We start from the raw sequence: 19170 nt of genomic DNA, 5'->3' as shown, positions 1-19170 counted from the left end.
CGAATTCTACAGCGTTACTCGCTGCTGTCAACACCTCTTTTTCAACTTCCCTGGCGCTTCGATGACCTGAAGCAACCTGCTGCCGAAAACTGCGTAACTCTTTGTCTACCAAGGAGTTTTCCGTTTCGACTGCGCCGGAAGTGGGGCGAATTATAGACATCTGAAATCAGCCGTCAAGCACTGATTCAGGTTTTCTATCAATAACTTACAGAAGGCGCTAAAACGCCCCGAAGGAAGCCTGAAAGGAGTGGAAAAATGCGCCCTCTATATAGAAGAGCTTCCTCAACGCCAGCCGCTGCCCAGGTCATGGCCGAATAGCGAGCCCACCGCACACGGAAAATTGTGCTGGCCATCAAAAAACAAAAAAGCGCCCAAGGTGCTTTTTTGTCAGCGCTTTCAGCTGAATAACGTCGCCACCCCGGCCCGCGCCGTATGTAGCTTCTTATAGCTGTCGATCAGACGAAGGTGCCTGTCGAGGCCTTCCAGCTTCATGCTCGTCGGTGTCAGACCGTAGAAACGTACGCTGCCATCGACCGACCCTATCGCCGCATCCATCCGCTCGTCACCGAACATCCGGCGGAAGTTGACCTCGTAGTCGCTCAGTTCCAGATCATCGTCCAGCTGCATTTCCAGCACGACGTTCACCGCTTGATAAAACAGGCCGCGTTCGACGGTGTTGTCGTTGTACTGCAAGAAGGCTTCCACCAGATCCTTGGCCTGATCAAACTTCTGCAAGGCAAGATAAATCAGCAGCCTCAGCTCCAGGATCGTCAGCTTGCCCCAGGGCGTGTTGTCGTCGAATTCGATGCCGATCAGGGTGGTGATGTCGGTGTAATCATCCAGCTCGCTGCTTTCCAGCCCCTGGGCCAGCGATCGCAGGCCGACTTTGCTCAGGCTGTGCAGATTCAGGATGTCGGCGCGGAACTGCAGCGCCTTGTTGGTGTTATCCCAGATCAAATCTTCGACCGGATAAATTTCCGAGTAATCCGGCACCAGAATGCGGCAGGCCTTGGCGCCGATATGCTCATAGACCGCCATGTACACTTCTTTGCCCATGTCTTCGAGAATGCCGAACAAGGTCGCGGCCTCTTCGGCATTGGAGTTTTCGCCTTGACCGGAGAAATCCCACTCAACGAATTCGAAGTCCGGCCTGGCACTGAAGAAGCGCCACGAGACCACACCGCTGGAGTCGATAAAGTGCTCGACGAAATTGTTCGGCTCAGTCACCGCCTGCCCTTCGAAGGTCGGCTGCGGCAGATCATTCAGGCCTTCAAAACTGCGGCCCTGCAGCAGCTCCGTCAAGCTGCGTTCCAGCGCCACTTCCAGGCTTGGGTGCGCGCCGAACGAGGCAAATACGCCACCGGTACGCGGATTCATCAAGGTGACGCACATCACCGGGAACTCCCCGCCCAGCGACGCATCCTTGACCAGCACCGGGAAGCCCTGCTCTTCCAGGGCCTGGATACCGGCCAGGATGCCCGGGTACTTCGCCAGCACTTCCTGCGGCACATCCGGCAGGGCCATTTCGCCTTCAAGGATTTCGCGCTTGACCGCGCGTTCGAAGATTTCCGACAGGCACTGCACCTGCGCTTCAGCCAGCGTGTTGCCGGCGCTCATGCCATTGCTCAGGAACAGGTTTTCGATCAGGTTGGACGGGAAGTACACCACCTCATTGTCCGACTGGCGCACAAACGGTAGCGAACAAATACCGCGCTGGGTGTTGCCGGAGTTGGTGTCGTACAGATGCGAACCACGCAACTCGCCATCCCGGTCGTAGACCTTCAGGCAGTACTCGTCGAGGATTTCGCTCGGCAGCTCGTCCTTAGGGCCCGGCTTGAACCAGCGCTCGTCCGGATAATGCACAAACGCCGCATTGGCGATGTCCTCCCCCCAGAACTGATCGTTATAGAAGAAGTTGCAGTTGAGCCGCTCGATAAACTCGCCCAACGCCGATGCCAGCGCGCCTTCCTTGGTCGCGCCTTTGCCATTGGTAAAACACATCGGCGAGTGCGCATCGCGGATGTGCAGCGACCACACATTGGGGACGATGTTGCGCCAGGAGGCGATTTCAATCTTCATGCCCAGGTCGGCCAGGATGCCCGACATGTTGGCGATGGTTTGCTCCAGCGGCAGGTCCTTGCCCGCAATGTAGGTGCCCGCCTCGGAGGTCGAGTGCGGCATCAGCAGCGCCTGGGCATCGGCGTCGAGGTTTTCGACCTCTTCAATCACGAACTCAGGCCCGGTTTGCACCACCTTCTTTACCGTGCAGCGGTCAATGGAGCGCAAGATCCCCTGGCGGTCCTTGGCGGAGATGTCCGCCGGCAATTCGACCTGAATCTTGAAAATCTGGTTGTAGCGGTTTTCCGGGTCAACGATGTTGTTCTGCGACAGGCGGATATTTTCGGTGGGGATGTTGCGAGTCTCGCAATACAACTTCACGAAGTACGCCGCACACAACGCCGACGAAGCCAGGAAATAATCGAACGGCCCCGGCGCCGAGCCATCACCCTTGTAGCGAATGGGTTGATCGGCGATCACCGTGAAGTCGTCGAACTTGGCCTCAAGTCGAAGGTTGTCGAGAAAGTTGACCTTGATTTCCATGTGCGATTACCAGAATAACGAGCTAAACGATTTGGCCGCCATTATCCGGTTTTTCAGCGCAGACCGTTAACTTTCCACTATTTATCGATCAACGCGACACCACGCTCCTCCAGCAGGCGCACAAACATCGTGAGGCTCTGCGACACCGTCCCCCTGCGCCACACCAGCCAGGTACGCAGATAGCGGAACGACTCCGACAACGGCCAGACGCTGACCGTCGTACACCCCGGCATGCTTTCGAGCATGCTGCGTGGCATCAGCGCCAGGCCGGCCCCGGCGCTGACGCAGGCCAGCATGCCGTGATAGGACTCCATTTCGAATATCTTGCCGGGCACCGCCGCGCCATTGGCAAACCAGCTTTCGAAATGATGGCGATAGGAGCAGTTGGAGCGGAAGGCATAGATGTTTTCGCCATTCACATCCTTGGCCCGATGAATCGGCTCATGATTGAGCGGTGCGATCAGGACCATCTCCTCCTCGAACGCCGGTACGCCTTCCAGCGCCGGATGCAACACCGGCCCATCGACAAATGCCGCGGCCAGCCGCCCCGACAGCACCCCGTCGATCATGGTCCCGGAGGGACCAGTGGACAGGTCCAGTTCGACCTTCGCGTGTTTCTGGTTATAGGCAGCCAATAGCTCCGGAATTCGTACCGCTGCAGTGCTTTCCAGCGAACCCAGGGCGAAGGCGCCTTGCGGCTCTTCACCCGCTACGGTGGCCCGCGCCTCCTGAACCAGGTCGAGAATGCGTCGAGCGTAATCCAGGAAACTCCAGCCGGCTGGCGACAAGCGCAGGCGACTCTTCTCGCGGATAAACAGATCCACACCCAGGTCCTGCTCGAGCTGCTTGATTCGGGTCGTGAGGTTCGATGGCACCCGGTGGATATGTTGGGCGGCAACGCTGATGCTGCCGTGCTCGGCGACAGCCTTGAAAATTTCGAGCTGGACCAGATCCAAGTTATTCTCCAAACGTGAACGTTATGCTCAGTATTATTCAGTTTCCATAAAACATATACCCCCATAATCTGAGCACATTCCTACCTAGCAGGACGGTGCCATGACCCACGTATCCAGCCTTACCCATGCCATTTCGATCAACCCGACCACGGGCGAGCAGATCGGCCAGTACCCTTTCGAATCCGATTCGGCATTACAGGCCGCGCTGGCGCGGGCCACTACCGGGTTTCGCACCTGGCGCGGCAAACCGGTAGAGCAGCGCGCGCAGCTTTTGATCAACCTCGGCCAGGCCCTGCGCAACAATGCAGAGGCCATGGCCAACATGATCACCCTGGAAATGGGCAAGCCGATGACTCAGGCCCGTGGCGAAATTGAAAAATGCGCGCAGCTCTGCGAGTGGTACGCCGAACAGGGTCCCGCCATGCTCAGCGCAGAACCGACCCAGGTTGAAGGCGGCAAGGCACGCATTGAATATCGCCCGCTCGGCCCGATTCTCGCCGTCATGCCGTGGAACTTCCCCATCTGGCAAGTGCTGCGCGGCGCGGTCCCCACCCTGCTCGCCGGCAATACCTACGTACTCAAGCACGCGCCCAACGTCATGGGCAGCGCCTACCTGCTGCTGGAAGCCGTCAAGCAGGCGGATTTTCCTGAAGGTGTCTTCGAGGTCATCAACGTCACCCCGGACGGTGTATCCAAGGCGATCGCCGATCCACGCATCGCGGCTGTCACCCTCACCGGCAGCGTGCGGGCGGGCATGGCCATCGGTGCCCAGGCCGGAGCCGCGCTGAAGAAATGCGTATTGGAACTGGGCGGCTCCGACCCTTTTATCGTGCTCGACGACGCGGACCTCGATGAGGCGGTCAAAGCCGCCGTGATCGGGCGCTATCAAAACACCGGACAAGTCTGCGCCGCTGCCAAACGCCTGATTGTCGAGCAAGGCATTGCAGAGGAATTTACCCGCAAGTTCGTCGAGGCCACCCAACGACTGGTCGTCGGTGATCCACTCGCCAGCACCACTTACATCGGCCCGATGGCACGCTTCGATCTGCGCGACGAACTGGACCAACAGGTGCGCGACACACTGGAAGAAGGCGCGACCTTGTTGCTGGGTGGAAAGAAGGTCGAAGGCACCGGCAACTACTACGAACCCACTGTACTGGGCGACGTGACCGACCGGATGACATCCTTTAGACAGGAACTGTTTGGTCCCGTGGCTTCAATCATCACGGCCCGCGACGCCGCCCATGCCCTGGCGCTGGCCAATGACAGCGAGTTCGGCCTCACCGCCACTATTTATACGCGCAATGGCGAACTCGCCCGGCAGATGGCTGGCGAACTTGAAACCGGCGGCGTGTTCATCAACGGCTATAGCGCCAGCGATCCGCGTGTCAGTTTTGGTGGCGTGAAGAAGAGTGGCTTTGGCCGGGAACTCTCGCATTTCGGGGTGCGCGAATTCTGTAATGCTCAGACGGTTTGGCTGGATCGGCGTTAAGGGCAATGCAGTGCTTCGAACTGGCTCAATCTGGCTCAACGAACGCAGCGCAAGCAGTCAGCCTGACATCGCGATCCTCAGCGCCACTGCTGCTTCAAGCAGCTTGTTCGCCTGGGTCGAGACGGCTGCAGCCATTTCTTCATCCCCTGCTTCTCTGAGCGTTGCAGCCAGATCGAGCAACTTCCCCACCTCGGCCTCGACAGTGCGGACGGATTCGCCTATTTGGTACTTAAGTGAATGAGCCATCTCGATCAAACCTCGGACCGGTTTAAAGACAAATCCCACCTGGGCGAATGCTCAAGTCATTGAGTTGCGTTTCACTGACCGCCATTCGATTGCCCCAAAACCATTGTGGATTACTGAGCAGAGAGTATCGAAAGTTTTGATGTCGTGTCGTACTCCAGTAGCACTTGGCCCAACGGTTACGCCACGGTATTTCGTATTCAGCTGTCACACCTTCGTCACACCGATCAAGCACAATACGGACAGCCAAAGGGATTTGGCCCATCTACAGAAAGCCCGGCCCGACGCCGGGCTTTTTACTTTCTGGTCCATGTTCCCCAAGCCGGACGACTGATTCAGAGTACAGGGTGGTTCATTTCAACCCACTCTGATGTTGCCCGGCGAATTGTCTCTGGAACCAGTCCGAGAGCATCGCCTTCTCGGAGTAGAGCCTGTCACTCCTGTTCGCACGCCCCGGACGCTGGAGGTAGAGCTGATCCATGACTCTGGCGTCGGCCTGGTTCACGATCTGGCCATTTTGTTTGAGAACGTAATGTAGATCGATGCTCGGCCAGGTAATGTCGCGCATGAAGCGCACCTCATAGGCATTTATCCTCCAGGGTTCGTAACGGCCGGCCAGGTCGATGTTGCGTATTTCAATTTGCAGCTGCTGGTCGGCTGGCAGGTACCGCTCGCCAAGCTTCTGGAGGTAGCTGCGCAGCTCTTTCATGACATAAGGATCGGCCCCACGTTCATAGCCCGGACTGTCCAGGCTGGCATCGCTGAATTTTTCGGGGTTATTGAAGACGACTTCGACCGAAGACGCTGCGGTGGCCAGTGGCACCATGAACAGCGCCAGCAGTGCGATCGAGGAGCAAAGGGTTATTGGGCGCATGGCATCACCTCCGGGTGCAACGCTTTTTCAATGCATGCTGCACCCTGTTCAGTTTACGCCTCAAGCGCATGCCCGCTGCGTGTGTTTCCAGCTCCTAATGGTCGATGCGCCTGTCATAGGCCGTGCGCAGGCGATCCTGGCGCGCGCGACCTGACTCAACGGCAACACGCTCCATGACCTCGGGATGAGCAGAAGACTTCACCCGTAACGCGCCTACACTAAAAGGTACAGCGATTGAGAGGACATGGAGCTCCACGCATGCGCCCTAGCGCCCTTGTGATACTCCTCATCAGCTATGGCGTGCTGATGGTGGTTTTTTTCAAGCTAAATGCTCGAAACAATCGACGCCGCAGAGAAGGTCTTTACGAAGCCTTTGAAACTGCAATGCGACAGCATGGGATCAAGTCTTTCGAGATCCTCAATGAAAGTATTCATATCGGTAACAACTATCGGCCATCAGAACTGTACCGGATACTGTTAGTCGATTCAGGGCACTACTTTCTTTACTTGCACGCCAGTAACGCGCAGCCAACTTTAATGCCGCTGACCGAAGAGCGAGCGTTACAAGCTGCACAGGGGGAGATGGGAATCCAGGCATAGACCATCGCAACCGCCGCCACCAGGGACCATGAAGAAGCGGAGCTAGCCCCGTCCTACTCAGCCGACTCAAGCAGAAGGGATGGTGGTTAAAACAACTCGTACCAAAACAGAATCATGCTCGTAGCCAAGCCGCTGGTAACGATCCCGATTCCAAACATGACGCCCAGAAGCAGAGTTTTTGCCCACATGGCTCGAATCTCCGGATACCGCATTCAATGAATGCTTCAGTATCAGCACCCGAGCAAAATCCAAGCCATTTGGCACAGGTAAAGCCCGGGCCCAGCGATTGCACTGAAAAAGGTCTATTCGGGTCGTGAAACATTCCCCAACAAGGGGTTCGCTTACCCTACATTTTGGGCTGAAACACCCAATGACTGGGGCTCGGTTTGATCTAGGCTTGAAGAGATCACGCGGGAGAAAAACACCATGTCCCTCTCTCTCAGAAATCCATTGGCCTTTGCTTTGGCGGTGTTCTTTTGCACAGCCGCGCGCGGTGAAGGAGCCACAGACACCTACCACCCACCGGCAATACTTCCCCTGGAATCCGAGACGGCGCCAAGACTCATTGCCGAGTCGCCGCTTGCCGAGCCCCTTGCCCGCGGAGTCGTCATTATCCAATACCGCACAGAGCACGCGAGGATCATGCCGGTATTTGGTAAAGCGGCGGCTGATGTATCACCCCGCCTCGGGCACCTTCACGTGACCGTCGACGACTGGAAAGGTACATGGGCACACACCAGTGAAGACCCGATTATCCTGGTCGGATTGCCCCCCGGCACTCACCAGGTTCTTCTTGAAGTGGCCGACCCGACTCACAAAGTCCTTACCAGTACGACAGTGCGTTTCATCGTTCCGGAAAAGAAACCGGCTGACGCCCCTCATTAGTCGCTACTTCGCTTCAGTTGTCTGCTTGCCTCAATCGAAGAAGTTTGCCTCCGATATTGGCTGCCCCCCAGTCAATAGCGGAGGTTTGCTTAATGGCCTACGCTCAGATTCGGCAGTAAACCAGCTGGAGTCTCGACGTGTTCAATCGCTGATCAAGACATCCAGGGCAGAGAGGATTTTGGTCAGGAGCGACAAAGGATGAAACCGGAATATTCATGCATCAAATGGATAGCCATCGCTGCCGTTTCGGTGGCGCTTGTATCAGGCTGTGCCAGCAAGAATGACCCCGTGGCCCAGGCCGAGAAAGCCGATGCAGCCAAGGGCATCGCCGCGCCCAGCCTCACGGAAACGAAGGCCATCGCCGAGGAAGCCTTCATCTACGGACTGCCGATCGTAATGAACTATGCGGTCATGTATGAGTACGCCGTGGACAAAAGCGGCCCGCAGTTCAAGGCCCCCTTCAACCAGATCAAGAACGAACCCCGTGTCTTCACTTACCAGGATACGGCCATCGTCACGCCCAACAGCGATACGCCCTATTCGTTCCTCTGGCTGGATCTGCGCGCCGAGCCCATGGTGCTCACGGTACCTGCAGTGGAAAAGAAACGTTATTACTCGGTGCAACTGATCGACGGCAACACCTACAACTACGGCTACATCGGCAGCCGCACCACGGGGAACGGCCCGGGTAACTACATGGTGGTCGGGCCTGACTGGAAGGGCTCCATGCCACCCGGCATCAGCAAAGCCTTCTATTCGACAACGCCCTTCACGGTGGCCGGCTACCGAACCCAGCTCTTCAATCCCAAGGACATGCCGAATGTGATCAAGGTGCAGTCTGGCTACAAAGTCCAGCCGCTGTCGGCGTTTTTGAAGCAACCGGCGGCGCCTGCTTCGCCGGTTATCAATTTCCCTCCAGGCACCACCGCGGGGATCAAGGAGAACTTCTTCGAGTATCTTGACGCCGCACTCCAGTACGTACCGCCAACACCGGAAGACCGGGAAATTCGGGCTCGAATCGCGAAAATCGGCATTGGACCGGGCAAGAGCTTCAAGCTCCAGGACCTCTCGCTCGAGCACAAGGCCGCTGTCCTGCTGGGCATGAAGGAAGGTGACGAGAAGGTGGACAAGTGGTTGTCCGGCGGACTCAAGAACGTCAATGGCTGGGGCATCGGCTCGTACTTTGGCGACCGCCATTTCTACAATGGCGACTGGTTGAAGCGCGCGGGCGCGGCCAAAGGTGGCATTTACGGCAACGATGCCGTCGAAGCTACTTACCCCATCACCCGCACAACCGCGACCGGCGAGCCACTGGATGGCAGCAAGCATAACTACACACTCACCTTCCCGGCGGGGCAACTACCTCCAGTGAACGCCTTCTGGTCGGTGACGATGTACGACGGCAAGACACAGCTCCTTATCAAGAACCCGATCGACCGCTATCTACTGAACTCGCCCATGCTGCCCGGCATGAAAAAGAATGCCGACGGGTCGCTGACCCTCTACATCCAACAGAAGTCGCCTGGCAAGGCGCTGGAAGGCAACTGGCTGCCCGCACCCGACGGCCCGATTTACCTGGTGATGCGCCTCTATTGGCCCAAGGAGACGCCACCTTCAGTCCTGCCGGCTGGCGACGGCACCTGGAAGCCAGCAGGCATCGTGGTATCGAAATAGAACCCGCGCCAGATCGCGCCCCCCCCCCGGCATTTGTCGGGGGTTTACCGTTCCAATACAAGCGGGTCTTCGCTGACAGGCAACAGGTGCGGTGCATTTATCCGGCCTTCCAATCTGCTCACGAACGCCAAGGCTTCGGCATAGCTGCGAAACTTGACGCACCAGGCGTTCATCCAGACATTCCAGTCTTGCGGTGTCCTCGCTTTTTCGATTCTTATCAGCATCCTGGCATCCTCCTTTTTGCGGTTTAACTCAGTCTCTAACCTGGAAAAACCGAAATGCGGTGTGTGAACTTTCGTCTGCGTGTCCCGGCTGAAGGCGTGGGGAAAACAGTACACAACGTGAGGAGGAGCAGACTCTACAGATGCGGATTTGGCGGCATTAGAAGCTTGCGTCAAAGCGAACTGCAGGACCTGCCTTTGCTTACCTTCCTCGAGGCGCATTTAAAACGGCTGAAGGGGGGATTAGAAAATCAATAATCATCAAAAATATGTCTATGGGAGCCTTGGCGGGACTTGCAGGGACAAGCTGGGGGGCAAGGTGATCACGCAAGTGCTTATCGGAAAACAGAGCGTGGTGTTTGATCGTATCGAGCTGGATGAGTGGGCGGACGCCCACAGCATGGTCAGAGGACTGGTTTTTTCCGTACAACGGCGATGCGATGCACCGAGTGAATGATTCGGCCTGGAAGAAAGCGCGGGTGAGAGCGGCGAATCTCTGGCGGGAGGAAAACCTTCGCCCCGCTATGGCGAGCGACCTTGCTCAATTGCGGCGCAAGAGTGTATGAGGAGCCATACCAAAAGCCTTGCGAAAAGCATGACTGTAATGGGAAAAATCGGAGAATCCGAAATCCAGTGCAGCTTGAGAAATGCTGCGTACCTGACCGCGTTCTATAGCCTCACGACTGGCGATCAGGCGCTCCTTCCAGATCTCTGCGACTGGCGATTTCTGGTAACGGGCGAACGCGCGCGTGACGGTTCGCGTGGACACATAATGCACTTGAGCGATGCGTTCGATCGACAGGTCCGGATCGGTCAGATGCTGGTGGATGTAGTTCATGATCCGACCATAAAGATCCAGCTCGTCATGAGTCGTCTTCAAATCCTGGAGTTCCAGGCTAATCGCGAGCAGGTCAAGCAAGGTGTTGGAAAAGCGGCTGGATAGCCCCTCATCTTGAAAACTCGCAGGAATGCTCGCCGCTTGATGCAACATCTCGCGCAACGGAATCACCCCTGGACGGCGATCGTCCAAAACAACGGCGGTGCAACCTGCTACGCCTGGCAACCGTTGGCTGAGTAACTGTCGCGGAATGCGGACCAGGTGGTTCTCGGTACCACCCAGACTGAATCGGAACGTTTGGGATGCGTCATAAAGAAACAAACTATCCGTCGCCAGCGTTGCCTTGCGCCCTGCCTGCTCCAGCTCACCAAAGCCTCGCCGGGTGAAACCCAGCCACAGATCCTCGTCCGGACCGCTGCGCAAGTGCCGGGGGGCCCGCTCCCAATAATGCAGTGGCGAGGACAGCGTACAGATGTCCAGCGGCCCCATGCCGTGCACCTCCAGCACCCCGTCGAAATCGCTCTGCACCAACGGTTTGCTGTCCGCCGCCAGGCAATGACGGCAGACCACTTCTTTCCAGTAATCAAAGCGACGTGGAGCCGCAACGGCGAGAGTTGAATACTGATTGCTATGGCTCATGGCATTCACCTCACGGCGGCGACTGAACAATAAGGGCGACGGTAACGTTGATTCCCTGCTTAGCAAATAGCAGGCCACTCCCCCTCTCGGGTTGCCACCGTTGTGTGCGCCTGAAATGCCAGACGCTCGCATGCTCGGGATAGAGGCTGCGCGCGCGAATCCCGCTAACGCTTCACACGGATGACGCCTGCCCGTTATCGATGCATGCATTCGCCACCTGACGGAGTGCGCGCACCCAATCAGCGCATCGTATTCCTGTTTTCAGAGCCTGTCCTTTCTAGCCAAACGGTTGTCCGTACGAGCCAAGCGTACTGCGCCGTCCCCGCCTAACTTCTACCCCACACCGTGCCCCTCCAACCACAACTGATGAGGTGTCCCATGCATCTACAAGAGCAGCAGCGACAGTCCGATTCATCCTGGCTTTTGCAGAGGCGCGACTTGGCACCTGAAGAGTTCGCCACCTACCTGTTAGAGCTGGGGACTCTGGCGCTGCGGCGTCGACTGGTTGCGCCAACCTCCAGGTACCCGCGCCCGTCGAAACGTTGAACAGATAACCGCCTACCAACAAAAAAACCAAGGAGCCCACCATGGAATCTGCGATCGATAAGCACCTCAAATGCCCACGGACGTTGTCTCGTCGCGTCCCCGATGAATACCAACCCCCCTTCCCCATGTGGGTCGCACGCGCCGATGAGCGAGTGGAACAAGTGGTGATGGGGTATTGGGGTGTGCAATACCGCGGGGAGGATCAGCGTGAAGCAGCTCTGCACGCGATGCGCCACATTGCCGCCAGCCTGAGTTTGCCCGATGGCCCTCTGAGCCATGACCTGACCCACCACACCGACAACAGCGGTTACGACAACCTGATGATCGTCGGTTACTGGAAAGACCCCGCCGCATATTGCCGTTGGCTGCGCACGCCTGAGGTAATCGAATGGTGGTCCTCGCAGGATCGCCTGAGCGACGGTCTCGGTTACTTTCGGGAAATTGTCGCGCCGAGGGCCGAGCAGTTCGAGACACTGTATGGCTTTCGCGATGAGTTGCCCGGCGTTGGCGCCGTGATGGACACCATTAGTGACGACATCGAAGAACACGGTTACTGGGGATCGATGCGTGACCGCTTCCCGATTTCCCAGACCGACTGGATGGCTCCTTCCGGTGAACTGACGGTCATCGCCGGCGACCCGGCCACAGGTGGGCGCGTGGTCGTGCAAGGCCACGACAATGTCGCACTGATCCGCTCCGGCCAGGACTGGGCGGATGCCGGCGAAGAAGAACGATCGCTCTATCTCAACGAAATTCTGCCGACGCTGCAGGCGGGTATGGACTTCCTGCGTGACAATGGCAAGGACCTGGGTTGCTACAGCAATCGCTTCGTGAACTACATCGACCTGGACGGCAACTTTCTGAACCTGAGCTACAACATCGGTCACTGGCGCTCCCTGGAAAAACTCGAGCGCTGGGCCGAATCCCATCCGACCCATCTGCGGATCTTCGTGACCTTCTTTCGCGTGGCCACCAGCCTGTCGAAGCTACGGCTCTATCACGAAGTCTCGGTATCCGACGCCAAGGATCAAGTGTTCGAGTACATCAACTGCCACCCGCAGACCGGCATGTTGCGTGACGCGGTGATCCCTGAAACCTGACATCTGACGCTACCCGGCGTCCATGGGCGGTCTTGATCCGGATTCCGCCCTGACACAGACCTCTCAAACATCTTTTGGCCCTCCATCTCAAGCGGATGGGGTTGGGGGCCTTTTTGTCAGGAAATCGATCATGAAGTTGAGTCACTCTTTATTCGTGCTGTGCATGCTGCCCTTTGTCAAAAGCCAGGCCATCGAGGTAGCTCCCGGTGATTTCGAACCATTGCCGGCTGGCGCCAACGCCTTGTTGCTCTACTACCAGCACGCCGACCGCTCGGATCTGTACCAGAACGGCCACAAGGTCTCCGACGACGCCAGGCTCAGTTCGGACATCGGCATCCTGCGGTATGTGCACGCCATCGGCGTGTCAGAAAACCTCTCATGGGAACCGCAGATTCTGTTGCCTTTCGGCCAGATGAACGCCTCGGGAGATATCGGTGCCTTGGGCGATACCCGCGGCATCGGCGACCCGATCATCACCGCGCCGCTGAAGTGGACGCTGCCCACGGCGAACAAGGACATCTTCGCTTTGGCACCCTACCTGTCCTTTCCGGTGGGGAGCTACGATAAAAACGATGCCCTGAACCTCGGCGAGAACCGCTGGCGCGCCACGCTACAGGCGGCGTACATCCACCATTTCTCCCCGAAATGGGCGCTGGACACGGTGGCTGAAGCCTCATGGGTGTCGACCAACAATGACTTCGGCCCGACCGGGGCGAAGCTGGAAGAAAACACCCGTTACGAGTACCAGACCGCCGTGCGCTACAACTGGACGCCGAGCACCACCTTCGCCGTTGGCGGCGGCTACATCACCGGCTCGGCGACCACCGTCAACGGGGTCGATCAGCACGACGGGGTCTCCACCTCCTATGGGCGTTTCACCGTCACGCACTTCATCGAGCCCACGCTGCAGATTCAGGCCCAGATCGGCACCGACATTGAGGTCGAACAAGGCTTCAAGGAAGGTGCACGCCTGAACCTGCGCGTCTTGAAAGTGTTCTGAGCTCGCCACGCTCGGCAGGTTGTCCTTTTCAACCAAGTGGCTGTCCTTCTCGGCCAAGCAAATGTCGAGAGGGATGCCTAACTTGAACCCTGTTACCCACATCGATTGATGTCGCTCCAGGTACCCGGCGTGAGGTGTTTGCGAACACCATCGAACGCTCCCGTACGGGATGAACCGTCGTCGATCACAGACAAAAAGAATAGGAAAATCATGGCCATTGTTCGCCCTACCCTCGACCAACTGCAGGACATCGCTGGCCGGCTGAATATGCAGCTGACCCACGAGCAGGCAGCGGAATACCTGGCACTTATGCAGCCAAGTTTCGATGCATATGACCTGGTCGACGAGTTGCCGGACTTCACCCCGCCGGTGCGCTACGACCGCAGTTCGGGCTACCGCCCGTCAAACTCGCAAAACCTGCTCAATGCCTGGTATTACAGGACTGAGGTGAATGGCGCCCGTGAGGGCAAACTTGCTGGCAAGACTGTTGCGCTCAAGGACAACATCTCCCTGGCTGGCGTCCCGATGATGAACGGCGCCGCCCCACTGGAAGGCTTCGTACCGAAATTCGACGCTACCGTGGTGACCCGTTTGCTGGACGACGGGGTCACCATTCTGGGCAAGGCGACCTGTGAACACTACTGCCTCTCCGGTGGCAGCCACACGTCTGATCCGGCGCCCGTACATAACCCGTATCGGCACGGTTTCGCTGCTGGCGGATCCTCCTCGGGCAGCGCTGCGTTAGTAGCCGCCGGCGAGGTGGACCTGGCGGTTGGCGGTGATCAGGGTGGATCCATCCGCATCCCTTCAGCGTTCTGCGGCACCTATGGCATGAAGCCGACTCACGGTTTGGTGCCTTACACCGGCATCATGGCGATCGAAGCCACCATCGACCATGTCGGTCCCATCACCCGCAACGTGCGTGACAACGCACTGATGCTGGAAGTCATGGCCGGTGCCGACGGACTCGACCCTCGCCAGGCCGCTCCTCAGGTCGACGCCTACTGCGATTATCTGGAGCGAGGTGTGAGCGGGCTACGGATCGGCATCCTTCAGGAAGGCTTCCAGCTGGCCAATCAGGATCCACGTGTTGCCGACAAGGTGCGCAGCGCCATCGCCCGGCTTGAGGTCCTGGGCGCTCGCGTCGAGGAAGTCTCCGTCCCCGAGCACAACCTGGCGGGTTCGCTGTGGCACCCCATCGGCTGCGAAGGCCTGACCATGCAGATGATGCATGGCAATGGCGCAGGCTTTAACTGGAAAGGTCTCTATGACGTCGGCCTGCTGGATAAACAGGCCGGCTGGCGCGACCAAGCGGACGCATTGTCTGCGTCGCTCAAACTGTGCATGTTCGTCGGCCAATACGGCCTGGAACATTACAACGGTCGTTTCTACGCCAAGGCTCAGAACATCGCACGCTTCGCCCGGGCCGGTTACGACAAGGCACTGGAGACCTATGACCTTCTGGTCATGCCGACCGTGCCGATCATTGCCCAGCCTCACCCAGAACCCGATTGTTCGATCACCGAGTACGTGGCCCGTGCGCTGGAAATGATCGGCAACACCGCGCCGCAGGACATTACTGGCCATCCGGCCATGTCGATCCCGTGTGGTCTGGTGGACGGCCTGCCCGTCGGGCTGATGTTCGTTGGCAAGCACTATGCCGAAGGCACGATTTACCAGGCGGCGGCAGCGTTCGAGGCCACTGTCGACTGGAAGACGTTGTAAGCCCACCTCACCCGACCTCCCGGACATCAATAAAAAACCGGGGGCTGTTCTTCACTTTTTTTGACCGTTTTAAACCGATGAGGAGTTACACCATGAGCGCCACTGTATCCCCAGCATCCACTTCGACGCCCAGCGAACGGGCCTGGGCCTTGTTCAAGGTCATGAAAGACAAAGAGCTGATTCCAGAGGGCTATATCGAACAGCTAACCGAATTGATGGTGCACCAATGGAGTCCGGAAAACGGCGCCCGTGTAGTCGCCAAGGCGTGGGTCGATCCGCAGTTCCGGGAGCTGTTGCTCAAAGACGGCACCGCAGCGTGTGCGCAGTTCGGTTTCACCGGTCCGCAAGGCGAATACATCGTCGCCCTGGAGGATTTGCCCCAGCTGAAAAATGTCATCGTCTGCAGCCTGTGCTCCTGCACCAACTGGCCGGTCCTGGGGTTGCCGCCGGAGTGGTACAAGGGTTTTGAGTTCCGGGCACGCCTGGTTCGTGAAGGACGCACCGTGCTGCGTGAGATGGGCACAGAGTTACCAAGCGATGTGGTCGTCAAAGTCTGGGATACCAGCGCAGAAAGCCGCTACCTGGTCCTGCCCTTAAGGCCCGAAGGCTCCGGGCACATGAGTGAAGAAGAGCTTCAGAAACTGGTGACCAAGGATGTGCTGATCGGGGTTGCTCTGCCCCGCGTACGTTGACCCAAAAGACTCTTCATCTACTAATTTTCGGAGGTTTTCATTATGGATGGCTTTCACGATCTCGGCGGTTTTCAAGGCTTTGGCAAGGTTCCCCATGTCATCAATAGCCAGGATTACAAGCAAGTATTCAAACAGGAATGGGAGCACCTGGCTTATAGCCTGATGTTTATCGGCGCCGACCAGTTGAAAAAATTCAGCGTCGACGAAATCCGTCACGCCGTCGAACGACTTGATGTCCGCCAGCACGTTGGCACGCAATATTACGAACGCTACGTCATTGCCACGGCCACCTTGCTGGTCGAAACCGGCGTTATTACCCAGGACGAACTCGATCAGGCGCTGGGTTCACCCTTCAAATTGGCCAACCCTTCCCACGACAAGGGCCGCCCCGCCATCACTGGCCGTCCGCCATTTGAAGTTGGCGACCGGGTAGTGGTTCGCGACGAATACGTGGCCGGCCACATACGCATGCCGGCCTATGTACGCGGCAAGGAAGGCATCGTCCGACACCGCACCTCGGAAAAATGGCCGTTCCCGGATGCCATCGGTCACGGCGATTTGAGCGCGGCGCATCAGCCGACCTATCACGTTGAATTCCAGGTAAAGGACCTGTGGGGTGATGCCGCGGACGATGGCTTCGTGGTCGTCGACCTGTTCGAAAGCTACCTGGACAAGGCCGTCGACGCGAAAACGGTGGCCGCATGATTGACGGGGCCCTATCGGGCCGGTTGCCGGTGACGGTTCTTTCGGGCTTCCTCGGCTCCGGCAAGACGACCCTGCTCAACCACATCCTGCGCAACCGCGCAGGCATGCGGGTGGCAGTCATCGTCAACGACATGAGCGAAGTCAACATCGACGCCGAGGACGTGGCACGCAACGTGTCGCTGCACCGCGGCAGCGATGAACTGGTCGAAATGAGCAACGGCTGCATCTGCTGCACGCTACGCGCTGATCTGCTTGAGCAGATCAGCCTGCTGGCGCGTCAGCAGCGCTTCGATTACCTGCTGATCGAGTCCACCGGTATCTCCGAACCGATGCCGGTCGCCGAGACCTTCGCCTTCCTCGACTCGCAAGGTTTCAGTCTGAGCGAACTGGCGCGGCTCGACACCTTGGTCACCGTTGTCGATGGCAGCAACTTCCAGGCGCTGCTGACCTCCCGGGGCACGGTCGGCGACGAGGACGAAACGGGCACGCCATTACGCCACTTGTCCGATCTGCTGATCGAACAGGTGGAGTACGCCAACGTCATCCTCGTCAGTCGGCTGGACCTGATAGGCGAAAAAGGCTTTCTGGAGCTGAGCGCCATTCTCGCGGGCCTCAATCCGCAGGCCGAAATTCTGCCCATGACCTACGGTGCCGTCGATCTGTCGAAGATCCTCGACACCGGTCGCTTCGATTTGCCGAGTCTGGTGCAGTCACCCGGCTGGATGAAAAGCCTGGAATCGAGTGACGATCGTCCTCCCGAGTCGGACACCTATGGAATTGCTTCGTGGGTGTATCAGGAGCGTGCGCCATTCCATCCGCAACGTCTGCTGGAGTTCCTGCAGCGGCCGTGGCAAAACGGGCGACTACTGCGTTGCAAAGGCTACTTCTGGGTTGCCAGTCGGCATCTGGACATTGGCATGCTGGTGCAAAGTGGCGGGCAATTTCGTTGGGACTATGTCGGGCGCTGGTGGACATTCATTGCGCAATCGCAATGGCCTCAGGATGACTATCGCCGCGAAGGGATAATGGCCAAATGGGACGAGATCACCGGGGATTGCCGACAGGAAATAGTCTTCATCGGCCAGGGTATCGACCTGGATATTTTGAAGCGGCAATTGGACGCCTGTCTGCTGACCCCGCAAGAGATCATGGAAGGTCCACACACGTGGCCAACCTTGCCAGGCGCAACAACCTTCGACCTCAAGGCATTGTCACCCTGATCGCTCGACAACCCGCCTGTCAATGCACAGCCATAGCGAGGCCTCACTAGCCTCGTTATGACCTGTGAGCGATTCGTCACGGCTTCCCCCAGAGTGTACGCGCGAGGATATCTCGATCTTTTTCAGTATCGGTCATATGTTTCACCGGGCGTAAAAAAGCCCGCTCTTGGCAGGTCTGGGGCATACCTCAGCTACTTGTTTACTCAGCACAGATTTTTAAAAAAAAAGAATCGCTCCAGGACGTACTTTTGACGCCTGAAATCGATAGTTGGACATCCATACCCCCCGAGCTACCATCAGGGAATGGATGATACTGACCAGGGCAACGTATGAGCACCGAACCTAAGCACGGATGGAAATGGGCTTACCAAAAACTGCGTGGGCTGAACTGTTCACGCGGGACAGCCTTCTACAGAGCAACGCTTTATTCCCTTCGGGGTGATACGGGGTCGTTTTACGTTGATCGCAGCTGGGAGAAGGTTCGCCTTCGACGCTGATTGCATCACTCGTTTTGGGACTGCTGATCGATATTTTCAACCATACCGCGGCAAAGGGGCTGTGCCCGGACATCCCGGCCGCCAGCACGATCAGTCGCATCGAGAAGAAACAGCGCAAACGCCATACCGTCGAAGGTCTTAAAGCGATCAGGGAAAAGGCGCCAGCCTGGCTACAGAACGCGATTGGTTTTGTGCAGGCACAAAAAAGCCGATCTATCTGATCGGCTTAAGTGTCTGATTTTACTCAGGAATAATGGTCGGGACGGAGTGATTCGAACACTCGACCCCTAGCACCCCATGCTTGCAAGGGCGATAAAAAGCCTTAAAGAACAACCCATTACGTAGACGCCCACTGCAATCGACGTTCTACGCGGCTCAGCTGAGTTTTACGTTTCCCCGCAAAAATCCCTACTGACCTTCAAGGGGAATGCCTCTCCATCTACGGTGTCCTGCCGACCGAACACCGTCCCCCTCTTTTATATAGGCTGGACCACCACGACTGTGCACACGGGTGGCCGTCGAATCCCTCACACCGCCCTGCGTGAAAGCACTGGCATCTCCCCCTGACAGACGAGCATCCAACAGCGGCGAGCTTGGGCCCACCCACGATACGCACCATTGAGTCGGAAGCTCATGGAGTGCGGTGTCACCGAAAGAAGCAG

At 57.7% G+C, this 19170-nt stretch carries 16 protein-coding genes and 2 pseudogenes; 12 read left to right on the top strand and 6 right to left on the bottom strand.

Features of this window, described 5'->3' with window-relative positions; genetic code table 11:
- Positions 1-396: 396 nt before the first annotated feature.
- Entirely contained in the window at positions 397-2601 is a 2205-nt protein-coding gene (locus tag AC3WN7_RS25675) for an OsmC domain/YcaO domain-containing protein (RefSeq protein ID WP_102675508.1), read from the bottom strand.
- Positions 2602-2678: 77 nt separating this feature from the next.
- Entirely contained in the window at positions 2679-3557 is an 879-nt protein-coding gene (gene ptrR / locus AC3WN7_RS25670; protein ID WP_007980886.1) for a putrescine utilization regulator PtrR, read from the bottom strand.
- Between the two features lie 100 nt (positions 3558-3657).
- On the opposite strand from ptrR, the gene AC3WN7_RS25665 reads away from it, so the two are divergent.
- Positions 3658-5049: an aldehyde dehydrogenase family protein gene (locus AC3WN7_RS25665; protein WP_102675507.1), complete on the top strand. Its 1392-nt coding sequence runs from the start codon at positions 3658-3660 to the stop codon at positions 5047-5049.
- A 57-nt stretch (positions 5050-5106) separates the two neighbouring features.
- On the opposite strand, the gene AC3WN7_RS25660 is transcribed toward AC3WN7_RS25665, so the two are convergent.
- Together AC3WN7_RS25660 and AC3WN7_RS25655 are read right to left on the bottom strand one after the other, a co-directional pair.
- Positions 5107-5295, bottom strand: a complete 189-nt coding sequence (locus AC3WN7_RS25660; protein ID WP_095965380.1) for a hypothetical protein — start codon at positions 5293-5295, stop codon at positions 5107-5109.
- A 349-nt stretch (positions 5296-5644) separates the two neighbouring features.
- Complete coding sequence (locus tag AC3WN7_RS25655) at positions 5645-6166, bottom strand: DUF3016 domain-containing protein (protein ID WP_095965370.1); 522 nt, start codon at positions 6164-6166, stop codon at positions 5645-5647.
- 258 nt (positions 6167-6424) lie between these two features.
- On the opposite strand from AC3WN7_RS25655, the gene AC3WN7_RS25650 reads away from it, so the two are divergent.
- The 3 genes from AC3WN7_RS25650 (at position 6425) to AC3WN7_RS25640 (ending at position 9325) form a co-directional block, all read left to right on the top strand.
- Positions 6425-6766: a hypothetical protein gene (locus AC3WN7_RS25650; protein WP_102675506.1), complete on the top strand. Its 342-nt coding sequence runs from the start codon at positions 6425-6427 to the stop codon at positions 6764-6766.
- A 426-nt stretch (positions 6767-7192) separates the two neighbouring features.
- Positions 7193-7651, top strand: coding sequence for a DUF6130 family protein (locus tag AC3WN7_RS25645; RefSeq protein WP_102675505.1), 459 nt, complete (start codon positions 7193-7195; stop codon positions 7649-7651).
- Between the two features lie 198 nt (positions 7652-7849).
- On the top strand, positions 7850-9325 hold the full coding sequence (locus AC3WN7_RS25640; RefSeq protein ID WP_102675504.1) for a DUF1254 domain-containing protein: 1476 nt from the start codon (positions 7850-7852) through the stop codon (positions 9323-9325).
- 44 nt (positions 9326-9369) lie between these two features.
- Here the strand turns inward: AC3WN7_RS25640 and AC3WN7_RS25635 are convergent, their stop codons facing one another.
- Positions 9370-9549, bottom strand: coding sequence for a hypothetical protein (locus AC3WN7_RS25635; protein WP_102675510.1), 180 nt, complete (start codon positions 9547-9549; stop codon positions 9370-9372).
- Positions 9550-9950: 401 nt separating this feature from the next.
- Here AC3WN7_RS25635 and AC3WN7_RS25630 point away from each other — a divergent pair.
- Positions 9951-10070, top strand: a pseudogene (locus AC3WN7_RS25630) (tyrosine-type recombinase/integrase); the annotation flags it as partial.
- Between the two features lie 17 nt (positions 10071-10087).
- Here the strand turns inward: AC3WN7_RS25630 and AC3WN7_RS25625 are convergent.
- Entirely contained in the window at positions 10088-11023 is a 936-nt protein-coding gene (locus AC3WN7_RS25625; protein WP_102675503.1) for an AraC-like ligand-binding domain-containing protein, read from the bottom strand.
- A gap of 587 nt (positions 11024-11610) precedes the next feature.
- On the opposite strand from AC3WN7_RS25625, the gene oxdA reads away from it, so the two are divergent.
- The 7 genes and pseudogenes from oxdA to AC3WN7_RS25590 form a co-directional block, all read left to right on the top strand.
- Positions 11611-12669: an aliphatic aldoxime dehydratase gene (oxdA, locus tag AC3WN7_RS25620; RefSeq protein ID WP_095965366.1), complete on the top strand. Its 1059-nt coding sequence runs from the start codon at positions 11611-11613 to the stop codon at positions 12667-12669.
- Between the two features lie 130 nt (positions 12670-12799).
- Complete coding sequence (locus tag AC3WN7_RS25615) at positions 12800-13669, top strand: transporter (protein ID WP_102675502.1); 870 nt, start codon at positions 12800-12802, stop codon at positions 13667-13669.
- A 210-nt stretch (positions 13670-13879) separates the two neighbouring features.
- Positions 13880-15394, top strand: a complete 1515-nt coding sequence (locus tag AC3WN7_RS25610) for an amidase (protein ID WP_102675501.1) — start codon at positions 13880-13882, stop codon at positions 15392-15394.
- A 92-nt stretch (positions 15395-15486) separates the two neighbouring features.
- Entirely contained in the window at positions 15487-16086 is a 600-nt protein-coding gene (nthA, locus tag AC3WN7_RS25605) for a nitrile hydratase subunit alpha (RefSeq protein WP_102675500.1), read from the top strand.
- A gap of 42 nt (positions 16087-16128) precedes the next feature.
- Positions 16129-16791, top strand: coding sequence for a nitrile hydratase subunit beta (gene nthB, locus AC3WN7_RS25600; protein WP_015095811.1), 663 nt, complete (start codon positions 16129-16131; stop codon positions 16789-16791).
- Positions 16788-18011, top strand: coding sequence for a GTP-binding protein (locus tag AC3WN7_RS25595; protein WP_102675499.1), 1224 nt, complete (start codon positions 16788-16790; stop codon positions 18009-18011). The genes nthB and AC3WN7_RS25595 overlap by 4 nt, the downstream gene beginning before the upstream one ends.
- 517 nt (positions 18012-18528) lie before the next feature.
- Positions 18529-18726, top strand: a pseudogene (locus AC3WN7_RS25590) (integrase); the annotation flags it as partial.
- Positions 18727-19170 lie beyond the last annotated feature (444 nt).

This window comes from Pseudomonas sp. FW305-70, assembly GCF_058783925.1.
The sequence above is the reverse complement of the archived record's forward strand: the minus strand, read 5'-3'. Positions and strand labels throughout refer to the sequence as shown.